We start from the raw sequence: 26,067 nt of genomic DNA, 5'->3' as shown, positions 1-26,067 counted from the left end.
TAAAAAAAATAACTTGCCAAGCATTTTCAGAAAAAAATTTTAAAATATACGTAAATCATGCAAATTTTGCAAATATTTTAATGAATAGACACATTTGAGCACGCATTTTGTAAATTTTAAATCTAAAAATAAAGTAAAAAAATCTCTTTTTTTCTTCTAAAAATAATTTAATTACTCTATTTTTTTTATTTTTTTATTAATTTATTCGAATTATTTAATTAATTATTTAAGAAAAAATGCTTAATTAATTAAATAAAAAATTAGCATTTGAGAAATTAAAGTCCTCATAATTTTCTTAAATATAATCTTAACTTATTACGCTTTTTGATAAAACTTTGCTTTTAATTTACATTAGCAATAAGTAAACAAGGTTCTAGAGCTAGATATATCATGGCTTTGCTCTGTTAATTTACTTAATTAGTATCTAAACTATGCTTATTTGCTTAATTCCTATCTATGCTATGCTTATACCTACTAGCTGACTTATAAGTATCTCAAGCGCATTTAATGGGTTAAAGCCTTTTGTTCTTTTATCTTTTAGTTGCGTAGTTTACCCTAATAAAAAAGCAATATGCTTAATTTCATATTTGTAGGATAGATTTATGTTTAAGGATAGTCTCTTGCAAATAAAGCTTTGATTGGTAAAATCTAGCTAAATAAAAAAATCTCGGCAATTTCTGCCGAGATTTTTTACTAAGATTATTTTTTACGATCAAATTTACGGATTAATCTATCACCAGTAAATTCAACAAACTGTACAATTAAAACAATAATCGGTACAGTAGACCATAACATTACAGGTTCAAAGCGGTTGTAACCGTAACGAATTGCTACGTCACCTAGACCACCAGCACCTACAACCCCGCCCATTGCGGTGTAACCGATAATACTCACGGTTGTTACAGTAATAGCACCTAAAATACCTGGAATAGCTTCTGGAATAATAGCTCCATAAACTGTTTGCCAAGTAGTTGCCCCCATTGACTTACAAGCTTCAATAATCCCTAGATCTAATTGTCTAATTACATTTTGTACTAGACGTGCAAAGTAAGGAGTTGCAGATAATACTAATGGTGGAATAATCCCTTTAACTCCAATTGTAGTACCAGTTAACGCTTGCGTTAATGGAATAGCAATAACTAATAAAATGATAAACGGAATTGAACGTAATACGTTCACAAAGAAAGAAACTATACTATATAAACGTTTACTTTCTAATAATTGACCTGGGCTTAATAAAAATAGTAATACCCCTAATGGTAAGCCAAATAATACTGTAAAAGCTACGGTAATTAGTACCATTAGAATGGTATCATATGTAGCTTCGGCTAATAGTAACCAGTCAATTAAATCCCAAATTCCTAAAACTGATGCCCAAATCTCACTCATCTTAAGCTAACTCCTCAAAAGACACATTTTCATGCTCTAAAAACTGTTTTAAACGCACATATTGTTCTTCTGAACAATCTGCAGAGACAACTAATTGACCAAATTTAACGTCCCCAATTGATCCAACTGTACCTTGAAGAATATTAACTTCAATTTTTAATTCTAAAGCAATTCTAGCTAAAATTGGACGACCTGCATCAGCACCTTTATAAGTTAACTTAAATACATGACCTGTAAAATCATCTTCTACTGTATGCCATGCATCTACATCAACACCTGATTCAGATAGTAATTTTTTGGTAGTTGGATGTTTAGGATGTAAGAATACTTCAGCAACATCGCCTTGTTCAGCAATTTCACCTGCTTCTACCACCGTTACTTCGTCACAAATTGCACGAATAACATCCATTGAGTGAGTAATTAAGACAATTGTTAATTTAAGTTTTTCACTTAATTCTTTAAGTAATTCAAGAATACTACGCGTAGTTTCAGGGTCTAACGCCGAAGTAGCTTCGTCACATAAAAGAATTTCAGGTTCATTAGCTAAAGAACGGGCAATCCCAACCCTTTGTTTTTGTCCCCCAGATAATTGTGATGGGTATTTGTGAATATGGTCTTCTAAGCCTACTAGCTTAAGTAACTCAGTTGCTCTTGGTACGAGTTTACTTTTTTCTACACCTGCTATTTTTAATGGGAAAATAACATTATCGAGAATTGTTTTTGAACTTAAAAGATTAAAGTGCTGGAAAACCATGCCTATTTTTTGGCGTAGTTTATTTAATTCTTTAGTGTTTAATTGGGTAATATCTGTGTTATTTATAATCACTTGCCCCGAGGTAGGTCTTTCTAATAAGTTAATTAAACGAATTAAAGTAGATTTCCCAGCTCCAGATCTTCCGATAATACCAAAAATTTGCCCTTCATTTACAGTCAAATTTAAATTCTTAAGAGCATGAAACGATTGCCCTTTTTTCGGTCCGTAGTAATACTTTTCAATATTTTGTAAACGGATCTTAGGCTTTCCAAGATTAGTCATTTAGAATGCACTCCCTATGTAATATTTCATATAAACCTTTTATATTTCTGGTAGCTATTTATGTTTCTAGCATAGCATATTAAAAAAGCAAATAGCAACAAAAAAGTGCATTTTTATGTAAAAATATTTACCAGCTTATTTTCGTATGTCTATATTCATAAAATTAAGCCGAATAGACGCATTGACTTTCTTTTTATAAGAAAATAGCCACCTGCAATGAGGTGGCTATCTTTCTTGTTCGAATACTAAAAAATCAATGTATTAATCAATAATACGTAAACTACTACCAGCTTTGAAAGTAGGTCTTGAAAAGTCTTTTGTTTTAAGACGATCAACGTTAACTAAGTTACGTTTGAAAATACCTGAATTTGTATTTCCTTTGTAGTATTTAGGTTTGAATGAACCAAAACCACGAATAGCAACCATACGACCCTCTGCTACAGAAACCGCAATTTCACGTAAAAGAGTTGAAATCATCGCGTTAACTTCTTCAAGTCCAATTTCAAGTTCTTCATTTTGCTCGTATAGTTCTCTAATAATGATATTAGCTAACTCTTGTCTGCGCATAATGATAATTTATTATTGGTTTTGAGCTTGAGTTAAAGCGTCAGCAAAAGCTGTATTTTTTAATTCTTCTTCTTTAACTCTTTCAGCACGAGGTGCTACAGATAAATTTAAAGCTGTGTTTTTACGATCTACACCTACTACATATAGGTCTAAAACGTCACCAACGTTAGCAGTTTCAACTTCATTAATGTTTAATAAAGCGTCGAATTTGCCTTCAACTTTTAATTTAACTTTAGTGTCGTCTTTGTCAACAACTGTAGCTTTAACTGCTTGGTTGTTTGTAGAAGCAGCAAATTCTGCTAATTCTTCTTCATTTAATTGTTTGATACCTAAAGAAATACGTTCTTTTTCAGCATCAATTTGTAATACAACTGCAGTTACTTCGTCACCTTTTTTGAATTGACGTACTAATTCTTCGCTAGAACCGTTACCTAAATCAGAAACGTGAACTAAACCATCAATTCCGCCTTCTAGACCAATAAATACACCGAAGTCAGTGATAGATTTAATTCTACCAGTTACTTTTTGACCACGAGTGTAAGTTTCTGCGAATTTAGCCCAAGGGTTTTCTTTACATTGTTTGATACCTAAAGAAATACGACGACGAACTTCATCGATTTCTAGGATTTGTACTTGAACTTCTTCACCTAAAGATACTACTTTAGAAGGGTGAACGTTTTTGTTTGTCCAGTCCATTTCTGAAACGTGAACTAAACCTTCAACACCACCTAAAATTTCAACGAAGCAGCCGTATTCAGCTAAGTTAGTTACTTTACCAAATAATCTGTCGCCAACGTGGTATTTAGAAATTACTTCTTCCCAAGGATCTTGTTGTAATTGTTTTAAACCTAAAGAAACACGTACTTTTTCTTTATCAAATTTTAATACAACTACTTCTACTTGATCACCTACAGCAACAACTTCGCTTGGGTGTTTTACACGTTTCCAAGACATATCAGTGATATGTAATAAACCGTCTACACCACCTAAATCAACGAATGCACCGTATTCAGTTAAGTTTTTAATTGTACCTTTAACTACTTTACCTTCTTCTAAAGTTTCAATTAATGCTTCACGATCAGCATTATCTTCAGTTTCTAGTACAGCACGACGTGATACAACGATATTGTTACGTTTTTGATCTAATTTGATTACTTTGAACTCTAGGTCTTTACCTTCTAAGTTAGCACCTTCACGAGTTGGACGTAATTCAACTAAAGAACCTGGTAAGAACGCACGGATCATACCATCGATCTCAACTGTATAGCCGCCTTTAACTTTAGAAGACACGTAACCAGTAATAGTTTCTTTGTTTTCGTAGATTTCGTGTAATTTTTTCCAAACTTGTAAAGTTTTAGCTTTTCTACGTGATAATGATACGTCACCTTGACCATTTTCTAATGATTCAACAGCAACTTCTACTTTATCACCAATTTTAACGTTTAATTCACCATTAGCATCTTTGAATTCATCTTCATAGATTTGTGCTTCTGATTTTAAACCAGCATCAACGATAACAAAACCTTTTTGAATACCGATTACTGTACCTTCTACTACATCACCTACTTTTGGTGTGTTAAGAACTTGCGCTTCAAATAGTTGAGCAAAATTTTCCATGTTAAACTAAAAAAAATATATTAAATAAACATCCTACTTGATTCATTCAAGAAGGGGTTGAAAAAAGAAATACAGTTTCATACTGTACGATTAAAAGTCAGCTTTTAATTATACTATAAAAAATTGAAAATTAATAGCTTTTTTATTAAAAATTATAGATTTATTTTTCTTGCAGGTGTTTTTCTATAGCTGCAAAGGTTTCTTCAATACCTAAATTTGTTGTATCTATGATAATTGCATCGCTTGCAGGAACTAATGGAGCTACTTTACGGTTTTTATCCTGATAATCTCTTTGCTCTAAAAGAGCTAAAATCTCATCAAAGTTAGCTTTTTCTCCTTTCTCACATAATTCTTTATATCTTCGTTCTGCCTTAGCTTTAGGGCTAGCATCAAGGAAAAATTTAATCTGAGCTTGAGGAAAAACCACTGTTCCCATATCACGACCTTCGGCAACAAGACGAGGATAATCTAGAGCAAATTTTCTTTGTCTTTCTAATAATGCGGTTCTAATTTCTGGAATCACCGCAAAACTAGAAGCTTTGGCTGCTGTAGTCTCTAATCTTAAAAGTTGGGTAATATTTTCTTGATCGAGATAAACTTGCAATACGCCTGCTTCATTTTCGGCAAATGTTAAAGGAATATTTTTCAGTTTGTCACAAACTTGGGCAAAAACCTCAGGATCTTGTAAATCTTCTTTTTCGATATTTAGCTTACCTAAATATATAGCAGCCGCACGATAGATAGCTCCTGAATCTAAACGCTGACAATTATATTTGTCAGCTAGGAGCTTAGCCATGGTTCCTTTACCTACTCCAGAGGTGCCGTCAATCGTTATTAAAAGCTTTTCCATTATTTTTCCTTATTTACCATGAATTTTATTAAACTCTGTAAAATATGTTGGGAAGGTTTTACTTGTACACTTAGGATCTAAAATAGTAACCTCTACCCCTTGTTTATTTAATGAAACTAAGGAAAAACACATAGCCATACGATGATCATTATAAGTTTTAATCTCCGCTGCTTTTAGTTTTTCAGGAGCTACAACTTCAAGATAATCCTCACCCTCTACAACTTGAGCTCCTACGGCTTTAAGTTCATTTGCCATAGCAGCTAAGCGATCGGTTTCTTTTACGCGCCAGTTGTAAATATCTCTAATTATAGTTTTACTTCCTGGAGGGCAAAATAAAGCAGCAATAGCTATTCCCATAGCTGCGTCTGGAATATGATTTAAATTTAGATCTACTGCTTTTAAAGGATATCCAGTTTGTTGCTCAAGCTCAGTGTTTTTCTGTGCTCGAATAAAACCTTCGCCAAAACTTATTTTGGCACCCATAGCTTCTAAAGCATAGACAAAATTCTTATCCCCTTGCGTCGAGGTCATATCTATACCCTGTACCGTAACATCACCACCTATTGCCCCTGCTAGTAAAAAGTAAGAAGCACTTGAAGCATCGCCTTCAACTATAACCTTTTCAGGGGAAAGGTAGCTTTGGGGCTTAATTACATACTTTTTATAAGCTTCTAGCTGTTCTACTTCTACATTAAACTTTTGCATACAGTTTAAAGTAATATCTATATAAGGCTTAGAAACTAGTTCGCTAGTTAGGTTGATTGTTACTTGCGTGCCTATTACAGGAGCCACCATTAATATCGAAGTTAAAAACTGCGACGAAATATTACCTGGAATATTTATGCTAATAGGGTCAAGAGATTTATTATCTTTTTTGGTTACTATACGTAAAGGAGCATAACCTTTTTCGTTTAAATATTCTATCTCACAACCAATTGCATTTAAGGCATCAACTAAATCTCCAACTGGACGCTCATGCATGCGCGGTTCACCATGAATTGTAAATTCAGCATCACCACGGTTAAAGGCAAGAGCTGCAATTAGTGGTCTAAATGCTGTTCCTGCATTACCTAAAAATAAGTCATATTTACCGTCTAAGGTAAAAATCCCCCCATTACCCTCAACTAGAGCCTGATCTTGGCTTTCATTTACTTGATATTTAATACCTAAGGTTTCTAATGCCTTAAGCATCCAATATACGTCGTCTGACTTTAATAGATTTGTAACTTTTGTTGTACCTTTAGCTAATGCTGATAAAAGCAATAGTCTATTCGATAGACTCTTTGAGCCAGGAATAGTAATGGTACCATGGGCTAGAGGAGATGATTTTAAAGTTAATTTTTCCATAGATAAAAAAACGATCTGCATATCTCTACACAGATCGTAAATGTAATATTTTAAAGAAAAAGGAGTAGAGTTTAATTAGATGAAGTTTCTAATGGTACTGTATTTACCATATGTTCCAGATATTTGAATTCTACATAAGTATGAATGCATAAATCAATTAATACCCTTGGATATAACTCTATAATCTGATTAAAAACTTTTTCTCCATTGAAAAATTGGAAAGTAAAATTATTAATTAAGGTTTGATCTTGAGAAGATAAAGCAAGATATGCTTCTCTTAGATCAAATAAAGCTGTGAGAAACTCTTTAATTTTATCTAACAATTGCTCATCTGCTTTTAGATATTTAGGTAAATCATTAAAGAAGTTCATGATAACTTCTGAATTTAACAATAACGTTAATCTAATAATCTCAAGATATGCAGTAGATACATTAAATTGAGTTGGCTCAACAAAATCTTTACCTGTTTCTAAAAATACTTTCTCTAGGGAACTATATCCTTGATCATCAAACAGTATCCCTGTAGATTCGATTTTGTCTCCGAGCATTCTTACTAAAACAGCAAGACGGTTCAATTTATCATTTGTGGCATACAGATATATTAGTTGTTTAAGAGCTTCCTGCTTTTGATTAGATATAGCTAAGCTATCAAAAACAAAACTATTGAAATTTAAATATGCCTCAACATTTTTCTCTACTAATTCCGTATATGCTGCTTGAGGTAATTTAAAGTTATTATTTAAATCACTGAGACCATTGTTCGAAGAAGTATTTTCTGCTTTAACTGGAGCAGGTTTCTCTTCAGGTAAAACAACCTCTTCAACTGGTTTTACTTCTGTCTCACTTAGATCTATACGCGGAACTTCATTTACTTGAGCAAAAATTGGCATAACCAGTTGTGGTGTCGTATTTACCGCATCACGGAGATTTTTGCTAATTGAACTTTCTTTAACTTTTGAAGTCGATTCAAGCAGAGAAGAATTGTCACTTTTAATTTTGCCTGGAACAGAAGCAATTGGAACTGCGACATTTTTGTCTTGTTCTTTTGTTTCTTTTTTCTCGACTTCTTGCTCTACTACTGCTTCTTGCTCTAAACCAAAGTTTTCGGTATTTTCAGGAAGCAGACTTTGAGTATCTGAGTTAATAAAGTTTTGTATTTTTGTTGAAGGCTGACGTATGTTATCCACTTTTGGTGAGAAAGTAACTGCGTCGCTATCAGTAGCTATTACTTCAGAACACTCAGGTTGAGCAATTTCTTTTTGCTCTTGGTCAACCCATAAAGATAAATCGTCTTTACTTAAAACAAACTCATCTTCACGCAGAACATAACGTTCTATGTTATCTGCAAGAGGTTTTTTACGCTTTTCACGTAGACGTACTTCTTCTTGAGCAACTTCTTTTACTTTAGTTTCTTTAACCTTAGGTTCAGCTACTTCTTTGCTTTCTACAGCTTTTTGTGCTTTTGCAGGTTGCTCTGGTTTAGCGTTATTACGTTCTTTTGCTTCTTGAGCTTCAACCTGTGCCTTAACTTGGGCAGGGTTAATTTCTCCTTTAGCCTTTTCAATAACTTTTTTAGCTTTACGCTTACGCTCTTTGGTTGAAGTAAATACTTCTTCAGTTACATGCCCATCATCAAGTACTTTACCTTTTACTTTCTGAGCATTCTTTTCAGCCTGCTCTTCAGCAATTTTATTCATACGTGATAATTTACGTTGCTGACGACGGCTTAAAGGTTTTTCAGTCTCTTCGGCTTTTACTTTAGGCTCAACAGGAGCTTTAGTTTCTTGACTCTCTGTTTCAACTGTTTTAGCACGGCGACTTTTACGCTGTTTTAATTTACGACGTGGAGTCGGCTCGGCTTTAACTTCAGGCTCTTCCTTCTTTTTAGCACTGAAGAGATTTTTGAAGAATAACTTGATTCTACCAAATAGAGTTTTCTCTTTAGCTTCTTTTTCTAAAGCCTCTTGAATAAAGTCAGCTTTTTCTAAACGAGATTCAAAGGTCTTAGGTACATAAGCGTCAGGAACCGAAGATAAGTTATGGGGTAAGCTTTTCTCTTCTGCTCTTTCTTTGGCAACTTGTTTTCTTTGCGTAGCACGATTAATTTCTTGATAGTGCTCAACAAGTGAATAACTCACTTTGTCTTTTACTTGATCGCCACGTCTTACACGGTGGATCTCAAAGTGAGGAGTTTGCATAGCGGCATCAGGAATTACTACAACTTCTACTTTATGGATAGTTTGAATTGTAGATAACTCTTCGCGTTTTTCGTTTAAAAGATAAGCTGCAATTTCATTTGGAACTATAACATGAAGCTTTTCTAAACGTCCTGTACGCTTATTTACTTCTTCAATAATTTGACGAAGAATGTGTAAAGATAAAGATTCGTTATCACGAATAAAGCCAGTACCACAACAACGTGGACATACATGGTTGTTTGACTCAGCAATCGAACCACGAATACGTTGACGCGAAACTTCCATTAAACCAAACTTAGAGATTCTCGAAGTTTGGATACGAGCTCGGTCATCGGCTGTTGCTTGACGCATTCTTTCTTCTACTTTCTTTTGGTTCGAAGAAAGAGACATATCAATAAAGTCAATTACAATTAAGCCACCTAAGTCTCTTATTTTTAATTGGCGAGCAATTTCATCTGCAGCTTCTAAGTTAGTATAAACTGCCGTAGATTCAATATCATCTCCTTGCGTAAAACGAGATGAGTTTACGTCAATCGCGGTTAAAGCTTCTGTGGTGTCAATTACAATTGCCCCACCGCTTTTTAATTTTACGGTACGCTCAAAAGCTGTATCTATTTGCGCTTCGATTCCGTAAGCTGAGAAAATCCCTAAATCTTTAGCTTTTTCAGGTTTAAACAAAGTTAAGGTTGGACGCGAAGTTGGACGTACAAGCTTTAAGTAATGGTTTACTTTATTAAAAGCTTCTTGGCTATCTACAACTATTTCTTCAACATCTTTGGTTAAATAGTCACGGATTACACGAATAATAGTTTCTGATTCATGGTGTAAGATACCTACTTCGTCATGCTTTTCAGCGTATTCGGTAATACTATGCCAAATGTGATGTAAGATCTTTAAGTCATATCTTAACTCTTCGGTAGAACAACCTACCCCAGCAGTACGAACAATTAAGCCTTGCCCTGGTGGCACATCTAATTCTGCCAGCTTAGCTCTTAGATTATCACGTTCATATGGACTTAAGCGTCTTGAAATACCATCAACATCCGAACTATTTGGCATTAAAACTAAAAAAGTTGAAGCTAAAGCTATATAAGTAGTTAAAGCAGCCCCTTTATTACCACGTTCTTCTCTTGCCACTTGGACAATTAGTTTTTGTCCAACTTTAATACGGTCTTTAGTTTCGTCACCATCTTTACTTAGGTAACTTTCATGAATATCTTTAAATGGTAAGAATCCGTCTCTTCCTTCGCCATAATCTACGAAACAAGCTTCTAAAGATGATTCTATTCTTGAGATTTTACCAATGTATATATTCGATTTTTTATTATCGTTTCTTCTTTGCTCTATATCTAAATCTAAAAGATTCTTATTCTCTACCAGAGCAATACGCACCTCTTCTTCTTGAGTTGCGTTAATAAGCATTTTTTTCATTTCTTATATCAAAACTAACCAAGTAGTATAAGAAACAAACTTAGTTTTCTTTTTCTAAGTACTTAATTTTGTACTTTTCTTAAAATAATCCGATCTAGCATCCAAATTATTTAAGAAGTTGGCATAAACCCATTTTCGTTTGTTTAATATTAATTACAACAAAAGGCAAAAATGAATCTATGAATTTCCATAAAAGGAATATTTAAATTAGATTTTCTTACCCATTTTAAGTCTTATGTTGACTAAATTGCTTAAAATTTGCATATAAAAACCTCCCTGAAAATACTTCTTTCTATTTAGCCTCTCCAACTCCTCTAAAAGATTAAACAAATAATCCTTAACTTCTGTTATCTTACTAACTTACTGAAATAGTATTCAAAACTAAATAGTATGGAAATGTTCGAGTATATACTTAAGTCGTTTAAAACTAATTTTTTTGTCTGATTAGTTTTAGAGCTATTACGGCAAAAGTATAAGGAAAAGTAAATTAAATCACTTTCCTAGCACAGAGGAATAACTCCTTATTCGTGTGTAAAAAACTAGGAGTTTAATTTCTTATACTACTAATTAAACTAAAAATTCAATTTTTAGGCTTTAGTAGCCTGCAATTAAAAAAACATTAAATGTTTGCAAATGACGTAATCTAGCAATTAATCAACTTGCTTTCTTATAAAATTAATAACTAAATTTCAACGCCTTAGCGAAATCCATTTTTTAACCATAAATTCCGATAATATGCTTTTATATTTTACTCCAAATTCCCCAAAAATTCAAAAAATTTACATTAAAAAACCTTCTACATTCATGCTGTAGAAGGTACTTTTTATAAAGTAATAGGTTTTAGCTTGGCAAGAAAATTTTCTAATTCTGGAGCTAAAGGAATTTGCACAATTTTGCGCTCTTGACTCTCAGGATCTATATAGTTGAGCTTATAAGCATGAAGAAACATGCGATTTAAACCTAGTTTTTGTAAATAGGATGTAGCAATGAGATCCTGATATTTTGAATCGCCAGCTAATGGTGCCAAAGCATGTAAAGCATGCACTCTAATTTGGTGGGTTCGACCTGTTAAAGGACTAGCTTCAACTAAGGAAAACTTTTCCCCATTGCTATCTTCATATAGCTGGACAAGTTTAAAGTTGGTGCGTGACTCTTTGCCTTGCTCGTCAACTTTTACAAATCTTTCTCCAAGCTTTTCGTATCTTAATAAAGGAGCATCAACAAAGTCTTCTTGCCATACACCCGGCACTAAGCAAAGATAAGATTTATGAATTGTTTTATTACGAAACTGATCTTGTAAAGCTTTTAACACACTTGCTTTACGAGCTACCATTAACAAGCCTGAAGTTTCTTTATCTATTCGGTGCACTAACTCTAAACGTTTTTCTTTAGGAAATAAAACTCTTAAAGCTTCAACCACCCCATAAGATAAGCCCGAGCCCCCGTGCACGGCTATACCAGCAGGTTTATTAATAATAAACAGCCCCTTATCTTCATATACTATATTATCTTTAAGTACTTTTACCGAATTAAGTTTTACTATATCTTGAAGCTCGATGCTTTTATCAGGAGTATTTTTTAAAATCAGCGGAGCAATACGAATTACATCCCCTTGATTAATTTTATATTCAGGTTTAATTCTCCCTTTATTAATCCTGATTTCCCCTTTGCGGAGCAACTTATAAAAGTTAGTTTTGGGAATGTTTGGCAAAATACTTATTAAAAAGTTATCTATGCGTCGATCTTGATCTTCTTCTTTGGCAACTAGTTCAACAACTGGGGTGCGATACTCTTGCCCTATAGCTACGTCTGCTGGAGCTTTAAATGCTTCTCTATGTTCGAGATCAAGGTACTCTTTTTCTTTAACAATAGCTTCGCTTTTTAAACGCGCAGAAGAAGTATTAGTGCTTTTGGGATTTATTTTTTTACTTTGTAAATTTGTTCGTTTGGCTTGCAAGTTTTTCTTATCTTGCGACAAATTTACTCTTTTCTTTTGTGAATTTGTTTTTTTCATAGACAAAACATACATTAAAATGTCTATTAATATTATACATGAAAAAGGCTATCTAACTTTAGATAGCCTATTTATTTAAATTAATGATTTTCTCTTGCATGGTTAATAGTGTAGCGTGGGATTTCTACAATTAAATCCTCTTCACCTACAAAAGCTTGACAACTTAAACGTGAGTCTAGCTCTAAGCCCCATGCTTTATCTAATTGATCTTCTTCTGCCATTGAAGGCTCTTCTAGCGAATCAAAACCTTCACGTACAATTACGTGACAAGTTGTGCATGCACAAGATTTTTCACATGCATGCTCTATTTCGATTCCATTGCGTAGAGCAACATCTAAAATTGATTCTCCTGTTTGAGCTTCAACCACTAATCCCTCAGGGCATAATTCTACGTGAGGTAAAAAAGTAATTTTAGGCATTTTAAATTCCCTTACTTAATGTCATTTATGTCTTTTCCTGTAAGTACTTCTTTAATACTTTCAGTCATGATTTTTGCAGCAAAGTCACGCGTACTAACTTCTACTTGTTGTGACCAGAAGTCAATTTCATTAGCATACTCTTTTAATCTTTGACTATCTTCATTTGTAAGAGTCGAGATTTTAAGATTATCTAATTTATATTTTTCTAACAAGGTTAGTAAGCGATTTACATTGCGTTCAATATTGTTTGCTTCTTTTGGTTCTAAGAATTTAGCCCCATAATTTTGCACTTGTTGTACTACTGATTTAACAAGAAGTTCTGCTTCAACTCGTGCTTCAGAAAGTTTACGTAAAGCCATATCTAAAGCTGCAAACTCACTTGAGTCTTGAATCATTTTTAATACTTCATCTTCAGTTAAACCATAAGAAAGTTTAACTTGAACTTCAGCGCTAATATTTGTCGTTAACTCTTTAGCTGAAACACTTAGAAGACCATCAGCATCTACTTGATAAGTTACAAGAATTTTTAAAGCTCCTGCTGCTTTTGGTGGTAAACCTTTTAAAGTAAAACGCGATAAAGAACGACAGTCTTCTGCCATATCTCGCTCACCTTGAACAACATGAAGTTTTAATCCTGTTTGTCCATCTTGGGCAGTAGTAAACTCTTGTGCTCGGGTAATTGGAATTACCGTATTACGTGGAATAATTTTCTCAACTAGTCCACCATAAACTTCTACACCTAAAGAGAGAGGTAAAACATCTAAAAGAAGAAAATCTTTATCATTTTGATTTCCTGCTAAGATGTCAGCCTGCATTGCTGCCCCTAATGCAACAACTGTATCAGGGTCAATACTGCATAAAGGCTCTTTACCAAAGTATTTTTTTACTTTTTCTTTAACTAATGGAACACGCGTAGATCCACCAACAAGAATAACTTCATTTATTTCTTCTCTTTCTACATTTGCGTCTTTTAATACCGCACGACAAATAAGTAGAGTTTCTTTTACTAAATCAGCAATTAGGGCATCAAAGTGCTCGCGAGTAATAGTTAAGTCATTGAGAGTTGGTAACTCTTTACTTAAAAGGGCAAATTCTGCTAATTCGCTTAATTTAACTTGAGGAGCTGAGCTTAAGTGTTTTTTTACAGCTATAGCTAACTCTAAGAGAAGACGTTGACTATTTTTATTTAAACTAACTTCTTTTAAACCAATTTGTTCTTCAATATCTTTAACTAAGGCAGTATCAAAATCGTCACCACCTAAGTTAGTATTACCACCAGTAGCAAGAACCTTGAACACTCCTTTTTCTATTTTTAGAATCGAGACATCAAAAGTACCACCACCTAAGTCATAAACCGCAACCAGACCGTCTTGATCAGTTTTAATCCCATAGGCTACAGCCGCTGCCGTAGGTTCATTAAGCAAACGTAAAACATTTACCCCTGCTAATTTAGCAGCGTCTTTAGTCGCTTGACGTTGGGTATCATCAAAATACGCAGGAACCGTAATTACAGCTCCATATAGCTCTTCCCCAAGATTAGCTTCTGCTTGTTTTTTAAGTTTTTTTAGGATCAAGCTCGAAACTTCAATTGCATTCTTTTGCCCTGCAACTGTATTAAATACTGGTAAATTATTTGTCGAAGCCGTAAGTTCATAAGGAAGCTTATGAACATTTTTCAATACGTCATCCAATGATTTACCAATAAATCTTTTTACGGAAATAATAGTATTTTGCGGATCTATACTTGCTTTTTCTAAAGCTTGATAACCTACTTCTGGTTCTTGTTCAGCAAGAAAACGTACAACTGAAGGACAGAGAGGTCTTCCTTGTTCATCGTTAATAATATCTAAAGTACCATTACGATAAACGCCAACTAATGAATTTGTTGTACCTAAGTCAATCCCAACTGCAACTTTACGTTGATGTGGTGCAGCTGATTGTCCTGGTTCAGCTATTGATAGTAACGCCATAAAATTAAAATAAATTATTCATTTCTAAAGTCTCAATTTCTTGAGATAGTTTTGCGAGAAATTGAAGACGATAAACTAATTTCTGAGCTAGTTCTAAGTTGTTATCGTTAAAAGCCTGCTTAAGAGCTTCTTTATTTTCAAGAGTTAACTTTTTAGCTTGCTCTTGTAATTGATTAAATTCTGCTTCAACAAAATTTTGCGATAAATTTTGTGCTTGTTCACGTAAATTTATCTGTAAAACAATAAACTCAAAGTCATTTTTTACCACATTTTCATTGAAATGGGCGTGATCTTTTTGTAGATCAATTAAAGCTTGACCACGTTTTACATCGTCTTTTAATAAGTTGTAGGCATCATTTATTTGCGTTGACTTTGTCATAAAAGCAAGCTTTTGACTTGCCTCATCAACACCAGCTACTTTATCAGGATGATAAGCTTTCATTAACTCTAGGTATTTGTTTTCTAATTCAGTTTTATCTAAAGTAAAACTTTGTTCTACACCTAAGAGAGCAAATGGATTAAACATTAAAACTTTCTCCACAACCACATTCATTTTTTATATTTGGATTGGCGTATTTAAAGCCTTCATTTAACCCTTCACGAACATAGTCTAATTGGGTGCCGTCTAAATAAACTAAACTTTTCTTATCAACAACTACAGTTACACCTTTATCTGCAAAAGTAACATCGTCAACATTTAGTTCATCGACAAATTCAAGTACATAACTCATACCTGAACATCCTGATGTTTTAACACCAACGCGTAAGCCTATACCTTTACCGCGATTAGCTAAAAAGCTTTTAACTCTTTCGGCAGCTGTTTCAGTTAGAGTGATAGCCATTATAAGCTCCTTTCATAATATTATTTTATACTGATATATCTTTTTTAATATAGCACTATAAAAGAAACCCAATCTCTATATCAATTATAGAGACTGGGAATAAAATTATTTATTTTTGTTTCTATAATCATTTACTGCCGCTTCAATAGCTTCTTCAGCTAATAAAGAACAGTGAATTTTTACAGGTGGTAATTCTAACTCTTTTACAATTGTTTCATTTTTAATTGCAAGAGCTTCATCTAATGATTTACCTTTAACTAACTCTGTCATTAGAGATGATGAAGCAATTGCTGCTCCACAACCGTATGTACGAAACTTAGCGTCTTCAATGATACCTTGATCATTTACTTTAATTTCTAGTTTCATAACATCACCACAAGCAGGTGCACCCACCATACCTGTACCAATTTCTTTTGCATCATCTTTATCAAAAGAACCTACGTTACGTGGATTTTCGTAATGATCTAATAATTTGTTTGAGTATGCCATGTTTAAAAAAACCTCTTATATTTTTAAATTAGTGTGCAGACCAAGTGATTGAATCTAATGAAATACCTTTTTTGTAGAAATCCCATAAAGGAGATAGATCACGTAGTTTTTTCACTGCACTTTTAACTAAATCAATAGTAATATCAATTTCTTCTTCTGTAGTAAAACGACCTAAAGAGAAACGAATTGAAGAGTGAGCTAACTCATCATTACGACCTAATGCTCTTAATACATATGAAGGTTCTAATGAAGCTGAAGTACATGCAGATCCAGAAGATACTGCTATATCTTTTAATGCCATCATTAAAGATTCACCTTCGATATAGTTAAATGATACATTTAAAATACCAGGAGCAGAGAAATCATATTTACCATTTAAGTAAATTTCTTCAATGTCTTTTAAACCATTCCATAAACGGTCACGTAAGTCACTAAGACGCTTCATTTCTTCTGGTAATACTTCTTTTGCAATACGGTAAGCTTCACCTAAACCAACGATTTGGTGAGTAGCTAAAGTACCTGAACGTAAACCTCTTTCGTGACCACCACCGTGGATTAGTGCTTCTAAACGTGCACGTGGTTTACGACATACATATAAACCACCAATTCCTTTAGGACCATATACTTTATGACCAGAGAAAGACATTAAATCTACATTTAATTCTTTAACATCTACTGGAATTTTACCTACGCCTTGAGTAGCATCACAGTGGAATACAATTTTGCGTTCACGACAAATTTTACCAATCGCGGCAATATCTTGCAGAACACCTGTTTCATTGTTTACTAACATTACTGAAACTAAAATTGTATCTGGACGAATAGCGTTAGTTAAATCTTCTAGACTAACCACACCATGCTCATCTACGTCTAAGTAAGTAACTTCAAAACCTTGACGCTCAAGTTGACGCATAGTATCTAATACAGCCTTGTGCTCTGTTTTAACTGTAATTAGGTGGTTACCTTTAGATTTATAGAAAGCAGCTGTACCTTTAATAGCTAAGTTGTCTGATTCTGTAGCACCAGAAGTGAACACAATTTCACGTGGGTCAGCGTTAATTAAATCCGCAATATTTTTACGCGCTTCATCAACTGCTTTTTCTGCTTCCCAACCAAATTTATGTGATCTTGAAGCTGGGTTACCAAAGTTACCATCAAGGGTTAAACACTGCATCATTTTTTCAGCAACGCGAGGATCAACTGGGGTAGTTGCTGAATAATCTAAATAGATAGAGCGAGACATATGTCTTTAATTCTCCTAAAAAATACTTGAAATCTTGTTAGCTAAAGCTTGCGTTTAGGCAAAATTCTTCTTTTTTAGCTAAATTTGTATAAAAAACCACTTTGTTTGCTAAGTTATTATAGCAAATTTTCATTTTAAATTTTATCAGCAATTAAGATTTTTTCACTTACAAGTCTTTTTCTCTGTATAAAAATCACTATTTATCATAGCATAATCAAGGCAAATAGTAAAACAAAATCCCACACAAAAAATGTTAAAATTCTCCTCTTGCAACATAATTTTGCCAAGCTCTTGCAAAATTTATTGTTCAGCATAGGCTATCTATATTTTTATAAAAAAAGTAGAGTCTCAACAAATAGACTCTACTTTTTTATGTACTAATCATCATGAGGTAAGTTTAAAATATGAATTCTTGATAGTTCATCTTTACCACGATGAATGTTTCTATGTGGGATTGCACTAGCATTTTTGCGTAATTTTTGTTCAACTTGATAATATTTTAAGCGTTCAACCACTTCTTCATTAACTGAGTCATCAGATAAGTGGTCACGGATAATTGAACCTATTGTCGCTTGTTTTAAGTAAGCGGAAATATTTTTAGTTAATTCGTTCCAGAGATTGTGAGTGATGCATTTTTCCCCATTAACGCAATCACCATTTCCTGAGCATCGTTTTAACTCGATAGTTTCATCTACAGCGGTAATTATATCCCATACTGAAATGCTATCGATGTCTTTTGATAAGAAGTACCCACCACCTGGCCCGCGTAAACTATTAACAATGCCTTTTCTGCGTAATTTAGCAAACAATTGTTCTAAATAAGAAATTGAGATTTGTTGTCTATCGGCAATTTCCTTTAAAACAATAGTGTTCTTCGATAAAAAACTATATAATGCTAAATCAGCTACAGCCATTACCGCGTAACGAGCTTTCGAAGTAAGCTTCATAAATTTCAATGCCTATCAAATAAACTTATTATGTAATTAAACCACTTCCCTCTACGCAACAATGGTTATTGCATAATAAATTAAGTGTTTGAACCAATGATAATTCCTGTCTCCAACAATGAACTATCGCAACAAAAGTAACCAATCTGATTATAACCACTAGAAATAGAGGTAAATTTTTTATAATTCCCCACTAAAAACTAGGTTATAGTGCGTAAAAAAAAGTATCTTTTGGTACTTTTATTATCCCCTTTTTACACTTGTATTATAATATACCCATAAATTACTAAGTATTATTATACGTGTAAATACCGTAGAATTTTTAAGAGATTAAATCTACATTCTTAATTATAACAAATTTATATATTTTTTGTGTGAGTTTAAATGTCTATCAGTCTGAACCAATTTACGCTTATTTATCTTAAAACTACTCACCCAGGCAATCTAGGCTCGATTGCTCGAGCAGCAAAAAATATGGGGATTACAGATATACGTCTTGTCAACCCGCAAGCTTCGATAAGTGACGAGCAAGCTATAGCAAATGCTGCTGGAGCAACAGATGTATTAGCCAAAATGCAAATTTTTACCTGTCTCGACAGTGCTTTAGCTGACTGCAAAATTATCTTTGGTACTTCGGCAAGGTCAAGAGCTTTAAATCCTATAATTACCTCTCCTGAGCACATTGTAACCTTAGCTCAAGAAGATTTAGGGGCACAGGCCAACCAAAGCAAAATCGCCATTCTTTTTGGAACCGAAAAAAGTGGCTTAACTAATGAGGAATTAAATCTTGCCAACTATCATGTTGTAATTGATGCTAATCCTGAATATACCTCTCTTAATCTTGCCATGGCAACCTTATTAGTTAGCTATAGTATTAGATTGCAAGTGCAAAATGGCTCGCATGCTCAAGTTGAACAAACTAGTCAAGTTGAACCTATGGCAAGTCAAGCAGACTTCCATAGTTACTTTACCCGCTTAGAAGAGCATTATCGCAAAATAGGTTTTATTCAACACTCGATGGTTATTCCGCGTTTACAACATCTTTATAAAAAAGCTAAATTAACCAAAAAAGAGATAGATCTTCTCCAAGGCATGCTCTCGGCAGACATAAAAAAAGAGTAGTTTCTAACACTACTCTTTTTTAATTAAAACTTCGATTAATTGTTCAACCTCAGCTTCATTTTCAGGTTGTGCTTCTAAGGCATATTCACCAGATGCCCAAGCACCTAAATCTTGTAACTTACATCTTTCACTGCAAAAAGGTCTATATGGATTATCTAAACTATAAACCATTTCCTTTTTACAATTTGGACATTGTATAATTATTTCTTCCATTTTCTAGTAACTGCTTAAGATTTTAAATTCATGAGGTTTCGACGAAATCTTTTCACAGTTCCTTCCATAATTAAATTATTTACACGACCTACTTTTTGACTTAACTCTTTAATAGTTACTGTATCATCATTAACAATAACGTATTTAGCGTGCTTTTCTCTTTCTTGATTACTCGCTTGAGCATTAAGAATATCAACAATTATTTTTAAATTAGTTGTTGGGTCACGCTCTAAGGCTCTTTGAATTTGAGTCTGTCTATTAGCCTGGACTACAATAATTTCATCACAGTAAGACCAAAGTTTCTTTTCAATTAGTAAAGGAACATCCCACAGAATATAATCTTTTTCCGATTTGCTGAACAGTTCTAACTCACGACTGCGAATATGCGGATGAGTAATAGATTCAAGGAGAGCAAGATTCTCTTTTGCCTGTTCACTAGTACCAAAGACTAAACTACGTAATGCTTTGCGGTCAATAGGTCTTTGTCCTGTAGAATCTTCTGGTAATAAAATCCCTTCGCCAAAAGTTTTTACTACCTCATCATAACATGGATGACCAGGTTGCATAACTTCACGAGAAACATCATCAGAGCTAATTATGTCACAATCACCAATATTGCGAAATATGTTAGCCACAGTACTCTTGCCAGAAGCTATACCTCCAGTCAAGCCAATAATTGGTTTATTTAAACGCATAACATAAAAATATTTGTTCTTTGCTGTATTATACCATATTACCAGAGTACACTTAACTTGAGAAAAATGAAATATGGTTAACCATAATTAGTAATGTCTAATTAGTGATATCTCTATATTGCTTTGTTCTAATTTTTATTCTCACATTGATATAGTTTGGCAACATTTTTTTTATTCTAATCTCTAATGGTATATAATAACCTTTGCTTACTTTTTATACAGTTATGAATAAATATAAAAACTATGAAATTAACTATCAAAATTTCTGATTCAGATCTACAAGAACTAGAGAAGTTAAAACAAGGTAGTTATTTAGACATGATCAACTATCGCTCAAAAAGACAAATAGCTACTCAGTCTATCAAAACCCTTGTTTATGAAGAAATACGAAGAAATTTACGCGTATGGATTCAAAATATCTTCTCTCCGTTTTGTACGGCCGTTCTTTATTTCTTAATCTTTGGCTATATCTTGGGGTCTAAAATAGGCTCACTAAATGGAATCCCTTATGTTAACTTTTTAGTTCCAGGGTTTCTCGTAATGCCTGTTATGGGGGCAGCCTTTGGTAATGGGGTATTTACCACCTTTATGCGTAAATACTTTAAAACTATTCAGTACATCCAAACTTCGCCGATAAATGTTCACTCATTTATTATCGGGATTACTATTGCAGGTGTTTTACGTGGACTTCTTGTTGCTTTCTTAATTTGGTTAGCAAGCGTTCTCTTTACAGGTACATTTGCTGTCCACAGCCCATTAATGGCAATTGTGGTATTAATTTTAGTATGTACTATGTTTAGTCTTGCAGGAATGATAAATGCACTCTATGCAAATACTTTTGAACAAATTAACTTCATTCCTACTTTTATCCTAACCCCACTTTCATACTTATCAGGTATTTTCTTTGATGTAAATACCTTACCAACTTTCTTTGCAAAATTAAGTTTATTAAATCCTATTGCCTATGTTGTAAGTTCTTTTAGATATACTTTCTTAGGAGCTCCTGAAGCTAACTTACTTGTATGCATTAGCTTTTTTATTCTTATCATTATTGCTCTTTACTTTTATGTAAACAGATTATTAAGAAAAAAATTAAACATCTGTTAAAAAAAGGTTCTAGTATAAAACTAGAACCTTTTTTATTAGTTTTCAATAAGATCATAATCTAATTGTGGATCTTTTTGACTTTGATCAAGTAAGAATTCTGCATTTTTTATCGCTTCTGGCGATAAATCTTCGTGCCCAATTAAACTTGCTAAAGCCATTACTCGACCTGTGCGATCAAGTAAGGTCATTTTAGTATTTGCTTCTAAGCCTTCATTCCATTTTTCTACTTGGAAGTGATTACTTGCATAAGCCGCCACTTGAGCTAAGTGAGTAACACTAATAACCTGAATCCGTTTTGATAACTGACGAATTATCCGTCCTACTACCGTTGCTGTTTTTCCAGAAATACCAACATCAACTTCATCGAAAATTAAAGTACCGTTATCAAGATGACTAGCCGTTAAAAGTTGAATTGCTAAAGCTATACGTGAAAGCTCCCCACCTGAAGCTACTTTATGTAACTCTTGTGCTTGTTGCCCTAGATTTGAATTTAACATAAAGCGCACTTGATCAGAACCAGTTTCTGAGATTTGTTTTGGATCATAGATAACATCAATATAAAATTGTGCATCTTTCATATTTAAATCCTTCATTATCTCTTCAACCTTAGCACTTAGGTTAGCTGCTCCTTGGCGTCGTGCATCACTTAAAGTGCGTGCTTTTTCTTGATAGTCTAACTGAGCCTTTTCTAATTTTTCTTCAAATTCAGACTGATCACCTATACTAGACTGTAAAGACTTTAATTGTTTACTAATATCTACATAGTAAGAATAGAGTTGCTCAGGAAGAATATTGTTCTTCTTCGCCATAGTGTCGTATGCATGCATACGCTCTCTTACTCTTTCCATATCTTCTTGTGAAAACTCAAAAGAAGAAAGATTTTGTGCTTCGGCTACAGACTCTTGAATATTAATTAAAGCTTCGTCTAACATAGTAGCAAGGTTATGATAGCTTTTATCATACTCAGAAAGACGATGGGCATTATTAGCTGCTCGCGATAATAAGCTATTAACGTTATAATTACCATCAGAGAGCACATCTATAATCTGCTGATTTAATTCTTTAATATGAGCTTGATTAGAAAGAATCATATATTCTTTTTCTAACTCTTCATACTCATTATTAACTAGATTTAATTCTTTGAGCTCACGATATTTATACTCAAGAAGCAATCTTGTGGTTTGAAAATTTTCTTTTTGGTGGAGAAAATCTTCATATTCTTTTTGTAGTTTAGTGAGCTTTTGATAACTTGTCTCAACTTGCTGTAAGAGCTCTTTTTGGTTTATATATCGATCAACTAAAACTAATTGATAGCTAGTTTTTAAGAGTAATTGCGGAGCATGCTGTCCATGTAAATGAACTAAATATTGCGTTAATTCCTTAAGAAAAGAAATTGAAACTGGATGTTCATTAATGTAAGCTTTTGAAGGTCCACTTGTATTTATTAATCTGCGAACTATTACTTCGGTTGGTTGCTCTTCATCTAATAATGACTTTTCCTCTAGCCATGCATAAGCTATAGAGTTTTTATCTATAGAAAAAGTAGCACTTACTTGAGCTTGATTACAGCCATTACGAATCATCCCAACGTCAGATCTATACCCCATGCATAAACTTAGGGCATCTATAGCTATTGATTTACCAGCTCCAGTTTCCCCTGTAATTACAGTCATTCCGCTGTCTAGATCAATATTTAATTGCTTAATAATCGCAAAATTATTTATATTTAATCCGGTTAACATAAATTATAGACCTGTTAATTTAAAATAGACGTTTAGCCCAATTTAATTTTTTTGCCAAGATACTGTAATAGTTATAATCATTAAAGTGCACCATTTTTACAGTAACATTTGTTGGTTTAATAGTAATTTGGCTGGTGATTAACGAATGGTGTGTTAACACCCCGTCACAATAAATATCTACGGCGTCGGCTGTAACATCTCTTTTAAAAAGGATATCTATTTCCGAAGTCGCAGGGATTACTATTGGTCGTGACGATAAAGTATGGGCATTCATAGGGGTAAGAATAACCGCATGTAACGAAGGATGGACAATAGGTCCACCTATAGAGAGATTATAGGCTGTAGACCCAGTTGGCGTTGAAATTATTAACCCATCTCCTCGCATGCCAAAAGCAAACTTACGATCAACAAAAACTTCAACCTCTACAATCCGGTTTTCACGATTCCCTAAAATGGCAATTTCATTTAAAACATTTACTTCTTGACCACATTCGTCATTTTCTAAAAAAGAAACGCCAATGGTATTTCTTTCTTCGATATAAACGTTATCTTTATTTAATAAACGTTCTAAGCTGTCTGTAACTCCATATGGATCTATATCCGTAAGAAAACCTAAGTTTCCTTTATTAACCCCAATTAAGGGAATATTGTATTTGGCAAAACGTAATCCTGCTCTTAACATATTACCGTCACCACCAATACAAATAATTAGATCAGCATTTGCCCCGATTGTTTGCTCATCGGCAAATACTTGTTCATCTAAATCAGGAAACTCTTGTCGGAGTTGTTGATCTAGATAAACTTTTTTTCCTAAATCATGAAAAAATTTATATACTTCTAAATGAGTTACTAAACTTTGCTGATTTCTCGGAAGGCCAACTATGGCAAAGGTGTTAAATTCTTTATTCAACATAAAAATATCAATATCTCGATGAGATTATAATTGTCTTTTTTCAGGTATAATTATACACAAAATTAGCTAGTTCTCTGGATAAAAATAATAATGAAAGGATTATTACTTAAAACAATTTACCTCTTACTTTTTCTCATTATCTTTTGGCAAATTTATGTACATTTAAATCTGTCGGATAATAAAAAACAAACGCGTAGCTATGAAAATCTGGTTAACTACCGCGTCTATGTTCCTGCAACGGCTCTTAGTTCTAGCCCTGCAATTATCAATAGCCCTGAATATCCTGAGATTATTAAAAATTTACCCCAAGTTACTAACCTAACTTTAGGACATGTACCAGAGTTACAACAAGTATGGTTAAATGTAGCTCTGACTGCTGATCAACAATTGATTATTATTCCGAATATAGATTTAGAGAAATACTCAAATCTTTATAGCCTGTATGGCAAAGATGGCAAGATCGACTTTAATCAACTTACTTTAGCACAGTTAAAACAAGTTAAATTTAGCCAAGATTATCAATGGCAAACTCTAAAAGAATTTTTCCAGCATAATGAACATTTAAATCTTATATTCTGGCTTAATTTACTTAATGCTCACAATTTATATCTGCAAAATAACCTCGATCTTGGCAAAATAGCCTTTAATACAGTTGAACAAAGTGGTATTGCCGAGCAAAGAATTAATTTTGTTTCCCCTTCGTTAATTATTTTGTCACATTTACGTAATGATTTAATCCGTCCAACAGAGAAAAAGTATCAACTGGCATTTTTAATTGAAGCGGGGAATCAACTCCCTGTTGACAAACCTGATGTAAATCTGGGCTATACTTCTTTTGTCACTGTCGCTCATAAGGTGGTAATAGATCACTCCTATTTAATACAACAAGGGAATATCATTAATTCTTGGTATCCTGAATTAATTCTTAGTACACGTAAACCTACTTACATCTATAACCTAAATTTAAGCACGCCAAGTCAACTTAGACAATTATATTTAAGTAGTAAAGCTTTTGGTTATAAAGGTATAGTTACTAAGTTCAGAAGTCAAGACCTCTACTTTGCCCCATAAGTGAGGCTATTCACCTACTTTATGTAAGGGTTTGTAAACTTGTAAACTCCAGGCTAACCCTCTGATTATTAGTGATTTTATTTAAGTTAGAAACCTTATATTATTATTTTCCCCCTCTGCTATCTGTTCTTTTTTCGGGGAAAGTTTTAAAATATAAATTGACTTAGGAGTACAAACGAGGTTATGTTTTAAAGCTAGTGAGTTGGAGCAAACGCTAATTATTCTTATTAAAAATAGGTGCATTTATTGCTTTTTACACAACTCATCAATTATTTTATTAGCTTGGAGTATAATAAGAAACCTAACTTTTGTAGACAAATATAATATGCAAGACTCAATTATTACTTTATCTGATAAAGCTGCAAAAAGAGTTTCTAACTTAATAGAAGCCGAAGGCGTTAAATACAGATTAAGAATTTATATAACTGGGGGTGGCTGTAGTGGGTTTACTTATGGCTTTACCTTCGATGATAAATCTAATGAAGATGATTTAATAATTCATCATGACTCAGCTGATGTAGATTTAATTGTAGATCCTATTAGTCTGCAATACTTAATTGGTTCAACAGTTGATTACGAAGAAGGATTAATGGGAAACCGCTTTGTTGTAAATAACCCTGCTGCAACAAATGTTTGCGGTTGCGGATCTTCATTCTCAATTTAATATTAAACAAAGAAACACTTTTGTGGAGTCCACAAAAGTGTTTTTCTTTTATCCTCAATTTAGACCTATTTAGTTAATTACCTTCCTAGCTCTCACTTCTGTGATTTTTAACCAATAATCAAAATATTAATAAAAAAATTTTGACAAGTTTTTATTTTTTAATTAAATTAAAGAGTAAGCG

Annotated in this window: 23 protein-coding genes; 4 read left to right on the top strand and 19 right to left on the bottom strand. The window is 33.3% G+C overall.

All coding sequences use genetic code 11. The annotated features are described in order from the left end of the window. Positions 1-699: 699 nt before the first annotated feature. From CJP74_RS04585 to CJP74_RS04515, 15 genes are all read right to left on the bottom strand, one after another. Positions 700-1,389, bottom strand: a complete 690-nt coding sequence (locus tag CJP74_RS04585; protein ID WP_119497104.1) for a methionine ABC transporter permease — start codon at positions 1,387-1,389, stop codon at positions 700-702. Between the two features lies 1 nt (position 1,390). Then, the gene (locus CJP74_RS04580; protein WP_119497103.1) at positions 1,391-2,425 is read right to left on the bottom strand and encodes a methionine ABC transporter ATP-binding protein; all 1,035 of its coding nucleotides are present in this window, start codon (positions 2,423-2,425) and stop codon (positions 1,391-1,393) included. A 261-nt stretch (positions 2,426-2,686) separates the two neighbouring features. Next, positions 2,687-2,992: an HU family DNA-binding protein gene (locus CJP74_RS04575; protein WP_119497102.1), complete on the bottom strand. Its 306-nt coding sequence runs from the start codon at positions 2,990-2,992 to the stop codon at positions 2,687-2,689. 12 nt (positions 2,993-3,004) lie between these two features. Beyond that, complete coding sequence (gene rpsA, locus CJP74_RS04570) at positions 3,005-4,609, bottom strand: 30S ribosomal protein S1 (protein WP_119497101.1); 1,605 nt, start codon at positions 4,607-4,609, stop codon at positions 3,005-3,007. 160 nt (positions 4,610-4,769) lie between these two features. Further along, positions 4,770-5,459 carry a (d)CMP kinase gene (gene cmk, locus CJP74_RS04565; protein ID WP_119497100.1) on the bottom strand — a complete coding sequence of 230 codons (690 nt, stop codon included), beginning with the start codon at positions 5,457-5,459 and terminating at the stop codon, positions 4,770-4,772. Positions 5,460-5,468: 9 nt separating this feature from the next. After that, on the bottom strand, positions 5,469-6,806 hold the full coding sequence (gene aroA, locus CJP74_RS04560; RefSeq protein ID WP_119497099.1) for a 3-phosphoshikimate 1-carboxyvinyltransferase: 1,338 nt from the start codon (positions 6,804-6,806) through the stop codon (positions 5,469-5,471). A 71-nt stretch (positions 6,807-6,877) separates the two neighbouring features. Further along, positions 6,878-10,435 carry an Rne/Rng family ribonuclease gene (locus CJP74_RS04555; protein WP_119497098.1) on the bottom strand — a complete coding sequence of 1,186 codons (3,558 nt, stop codon included), beginning with the start codon at positions 10,433-10,435 and terminating at the stop codon, positions 6,878-6,880. A gap of 823 nt (positions 10,436-11,258) precedes the next feature. Continuing rightward, positions 11,259-12,449: an RluA family pseudouridine synthase gene (locus tag CJP74_RS04550; RefSeq protein ID WP_119497097.1), complete on the bottom strand. Its 1,191-nt coding sequence runs from the start codon at positions 12,447-12,449 to the stop codon at positions 11,259-11,261. Positions 12,450-12,529: 80 nt separating this feature from the next. Next, positions 12,530-12,868: an ISC system 2Fe-2S type ferredoxin gene (gene fdx, locus CJP74_RS04545; protein WP_119497096.1), complete on the bottom strand. Its 339-nt coding sequence runs from the start codon at positions 12,866-12,868 to the stop codon at positions 12,530-12,532. Positions 12,869-12,879: 11 nt separating this feature from the next. Further along, on the bottom strand, positions 12,880-14,838 hold the full coding sequence (hscA, locus tag CJP74_RS04540) for a Fe-S protein assembly chaperone HscA (RefSeq protein WP_119497095.1): 1,959 nt from the start codon (positions 14,836-14,838) through the stop codon (positions 12,880-12,882). Positions 14,839-14,842: 4 nt separating this feature from the next. Continuing rightward, positions 14,843-15,364, bottom strand: coding sequence for a Fe-S protein assembly co-chaperone HscB (gene hscB, locus CJP74_RS04535; protein ID WP_222986930.1), 522 nt, complete (start codon positions 15,362-15,364; stop codon positions 14,843-14,845). After that, positions 15,357-15,680 (bottom strand): iron-sulfur cluster assembly protein IscA, encoded by a 324-nt coding sequence (gene iscA / locus CJP74_RS04530; protein ID WP_119497093.1) that lies wholly within the window; start codon positions 15,678-15,680, stop codon positions 15,357-15,359. Before iscA ends, hscB begins: the two co-directional genes overlap by 8 nt. Positions 15,681-15,785: 105 nt before the next feature. Then, complete coding sequence (gene iscU / locus CJP74_RS04525) at positions 15,786-16,169, bottom strand: Fe-S cluster assembly scaffold IscU (RefSeq protein ID WP_119497092.1); 384 nt, start codon at positions 16,167-16,169, stop codon at positions 15,786-15,788. A 28-nt stretch (positions 16,170-16,197) separates the two neighbouring features. Next, positions 16,198-17,412 (bottom strand): IscS subfamily cysteine desulfurase, encoded by a 1,215-nt coding sequence (locus CJP74_RS04520; RefSeq protein WP_119497091.1) that lies wholly within the window; start codon positions 17,410-17,412, stop codon positions 16,198-16,200. A gap of 377 nt (positions 17,413-17,789) precedes the next feature. Next, positions 17,790-18,359, bottom strand: a complete 570-nt coding sequence (locus tag CJP74_RS04515; protein ID WP_119497090.1) for an Rrf2 family transcriptional regulator — start codon at positions 18,357-18,359, stop codon at positions 17,790-17,792. A 384-nt stretch (positions 18,360-18,743) separates the two neighbouring features. Between CJP74_RS04515 and CJP74_RS04510 the strand changes: the two genes are divergently transcribed. Next, positions 18,744-19,481, top strand: coding sequence for an RNA methyltransferase (locus CJP74_RS04510; RefSeq protein ID WP_119497089.1), 738 nt, complete (start codon positions 18,744-18,746; stop codon positions 19,479-19,481). Positions 19,482-19,490: 9 nt separating this feature from the next. On the opposite strand, the gene CJP74_RS04505 is transcribed toward CJP74_RS04510, so the two are convergent. Both CJP74_RS04505 and coaE read right to left on the bottom strand, forming a co-directional pair. After that, positions 19,491-19,694, bottom strand: a complete 204-nt coding sequence (locus tag CJP74_RS04505) for a DNA gyrase inhibitor YacG (RefSeq protein ID WP_119497088.1) — start codon at positions 19,692-19,694, stop codon at positions 19,491-19,493. A gap of 14 nt (positions 19,695-19,708) precedes the next feature. Beyond that, entirely contained in the window at positions 19,709-20,389 is a 681-nt protein-coding gene (gene coaE, locus CJP74_RS04500) for a dephospho-CoA kinase (protein WP_119497087.1), read from the bottom strand. Positions 20,390-20,632: 243 nt separating this feature from the next. Here coaE and CJP74_RS04495 point away from each other — a divergent pair, with 243 nt between their 5' ends. Continuing rightward, on the top strand, positions 20,633-21,496 hold the full coding sequence (locus CJP74_RS04495) for an ABC transporter permease (protein ID WP_119497086.1): 864 nt from the start codon (positions 20,633-20,635) through the stop codon (positions 21,494-21,496). 35 nt (positions 21,497-21,531) lie between these two features. Here the strand turns inward: CJP74_RS04495 and recN are convergent, their stop codons facing one another. Both recN and CJP74_RS04485 read right to left on the bottom strand, forming a co-directional pair. Beyond that, positions 21,532-23,238, bottom strand: a complete 1,707-nt coding sequence (recN, locus tag CJP74_RS04490) for a DNA repair protein RecN (protein ID WP_119497085.1) — start codon at positions 23,236-23,238, stop codon at positions 21,532-21,534. A gap of 19 nt (positions 23,239-23,257) precedes the next feature. After that, positions 23,258-24,151 (bottom strand): NAD(+)/NADH kinase, encoded by an 894-nt coding sequence (locus CJP74_RS04485; protein ID WP_119497084.1) that lies wholly within the window; start codon positions 24,149-24,151, stop codon positions 23,258-23,260. Between the two features lie 90 nt (positions 24,152-24,241). Between CJP74_RS04485 and CJP74_RS04480 the strand changes: the two genes are divergently transcribed. Both CJP74_RS04480 and erpA read left to right on the top strand, forming a co-directional pair. After that, positions 24,242-25,222: a hypothetical protein gene (locus CJP74_RS04480; protein WP_119497083.1), complete on the top strand. Its 981-nt coding sequence runs from the start codon at positions 24,242-24,244 to the stop codon at positions 25,220-25,222. 325 nt (positions 25,223-25,547) lie between these two features. Further along, on the top strand, positions 25,548-25,886 hold the full coding sequence (gene erpA, locus CJP74_RS04475; RefSeq protein ID WP_119497082.1) for an iron-sulfur cluster insertion protein ErpA: 339 nt from the start codon (positions 25,548-25,550) through the stop codon (positions 25,884-25,886). The last annotated feature ends 181 nt before the right edge of the window (positions 25,887-26,067 follow it).

It is taken from the genome of Psittacicella melopsittaci (assembly GCF_003585925.1).
GTDB lineage: Bacteria > Pseudomonadota > Gammaproteobacteria > Enterobacterales > Psittacicellaceae > Psittacicella > Psittacicella melopsittaci.
This window is presented reverse-complemented; position numbering and strand designations above follow the sequence as displayed.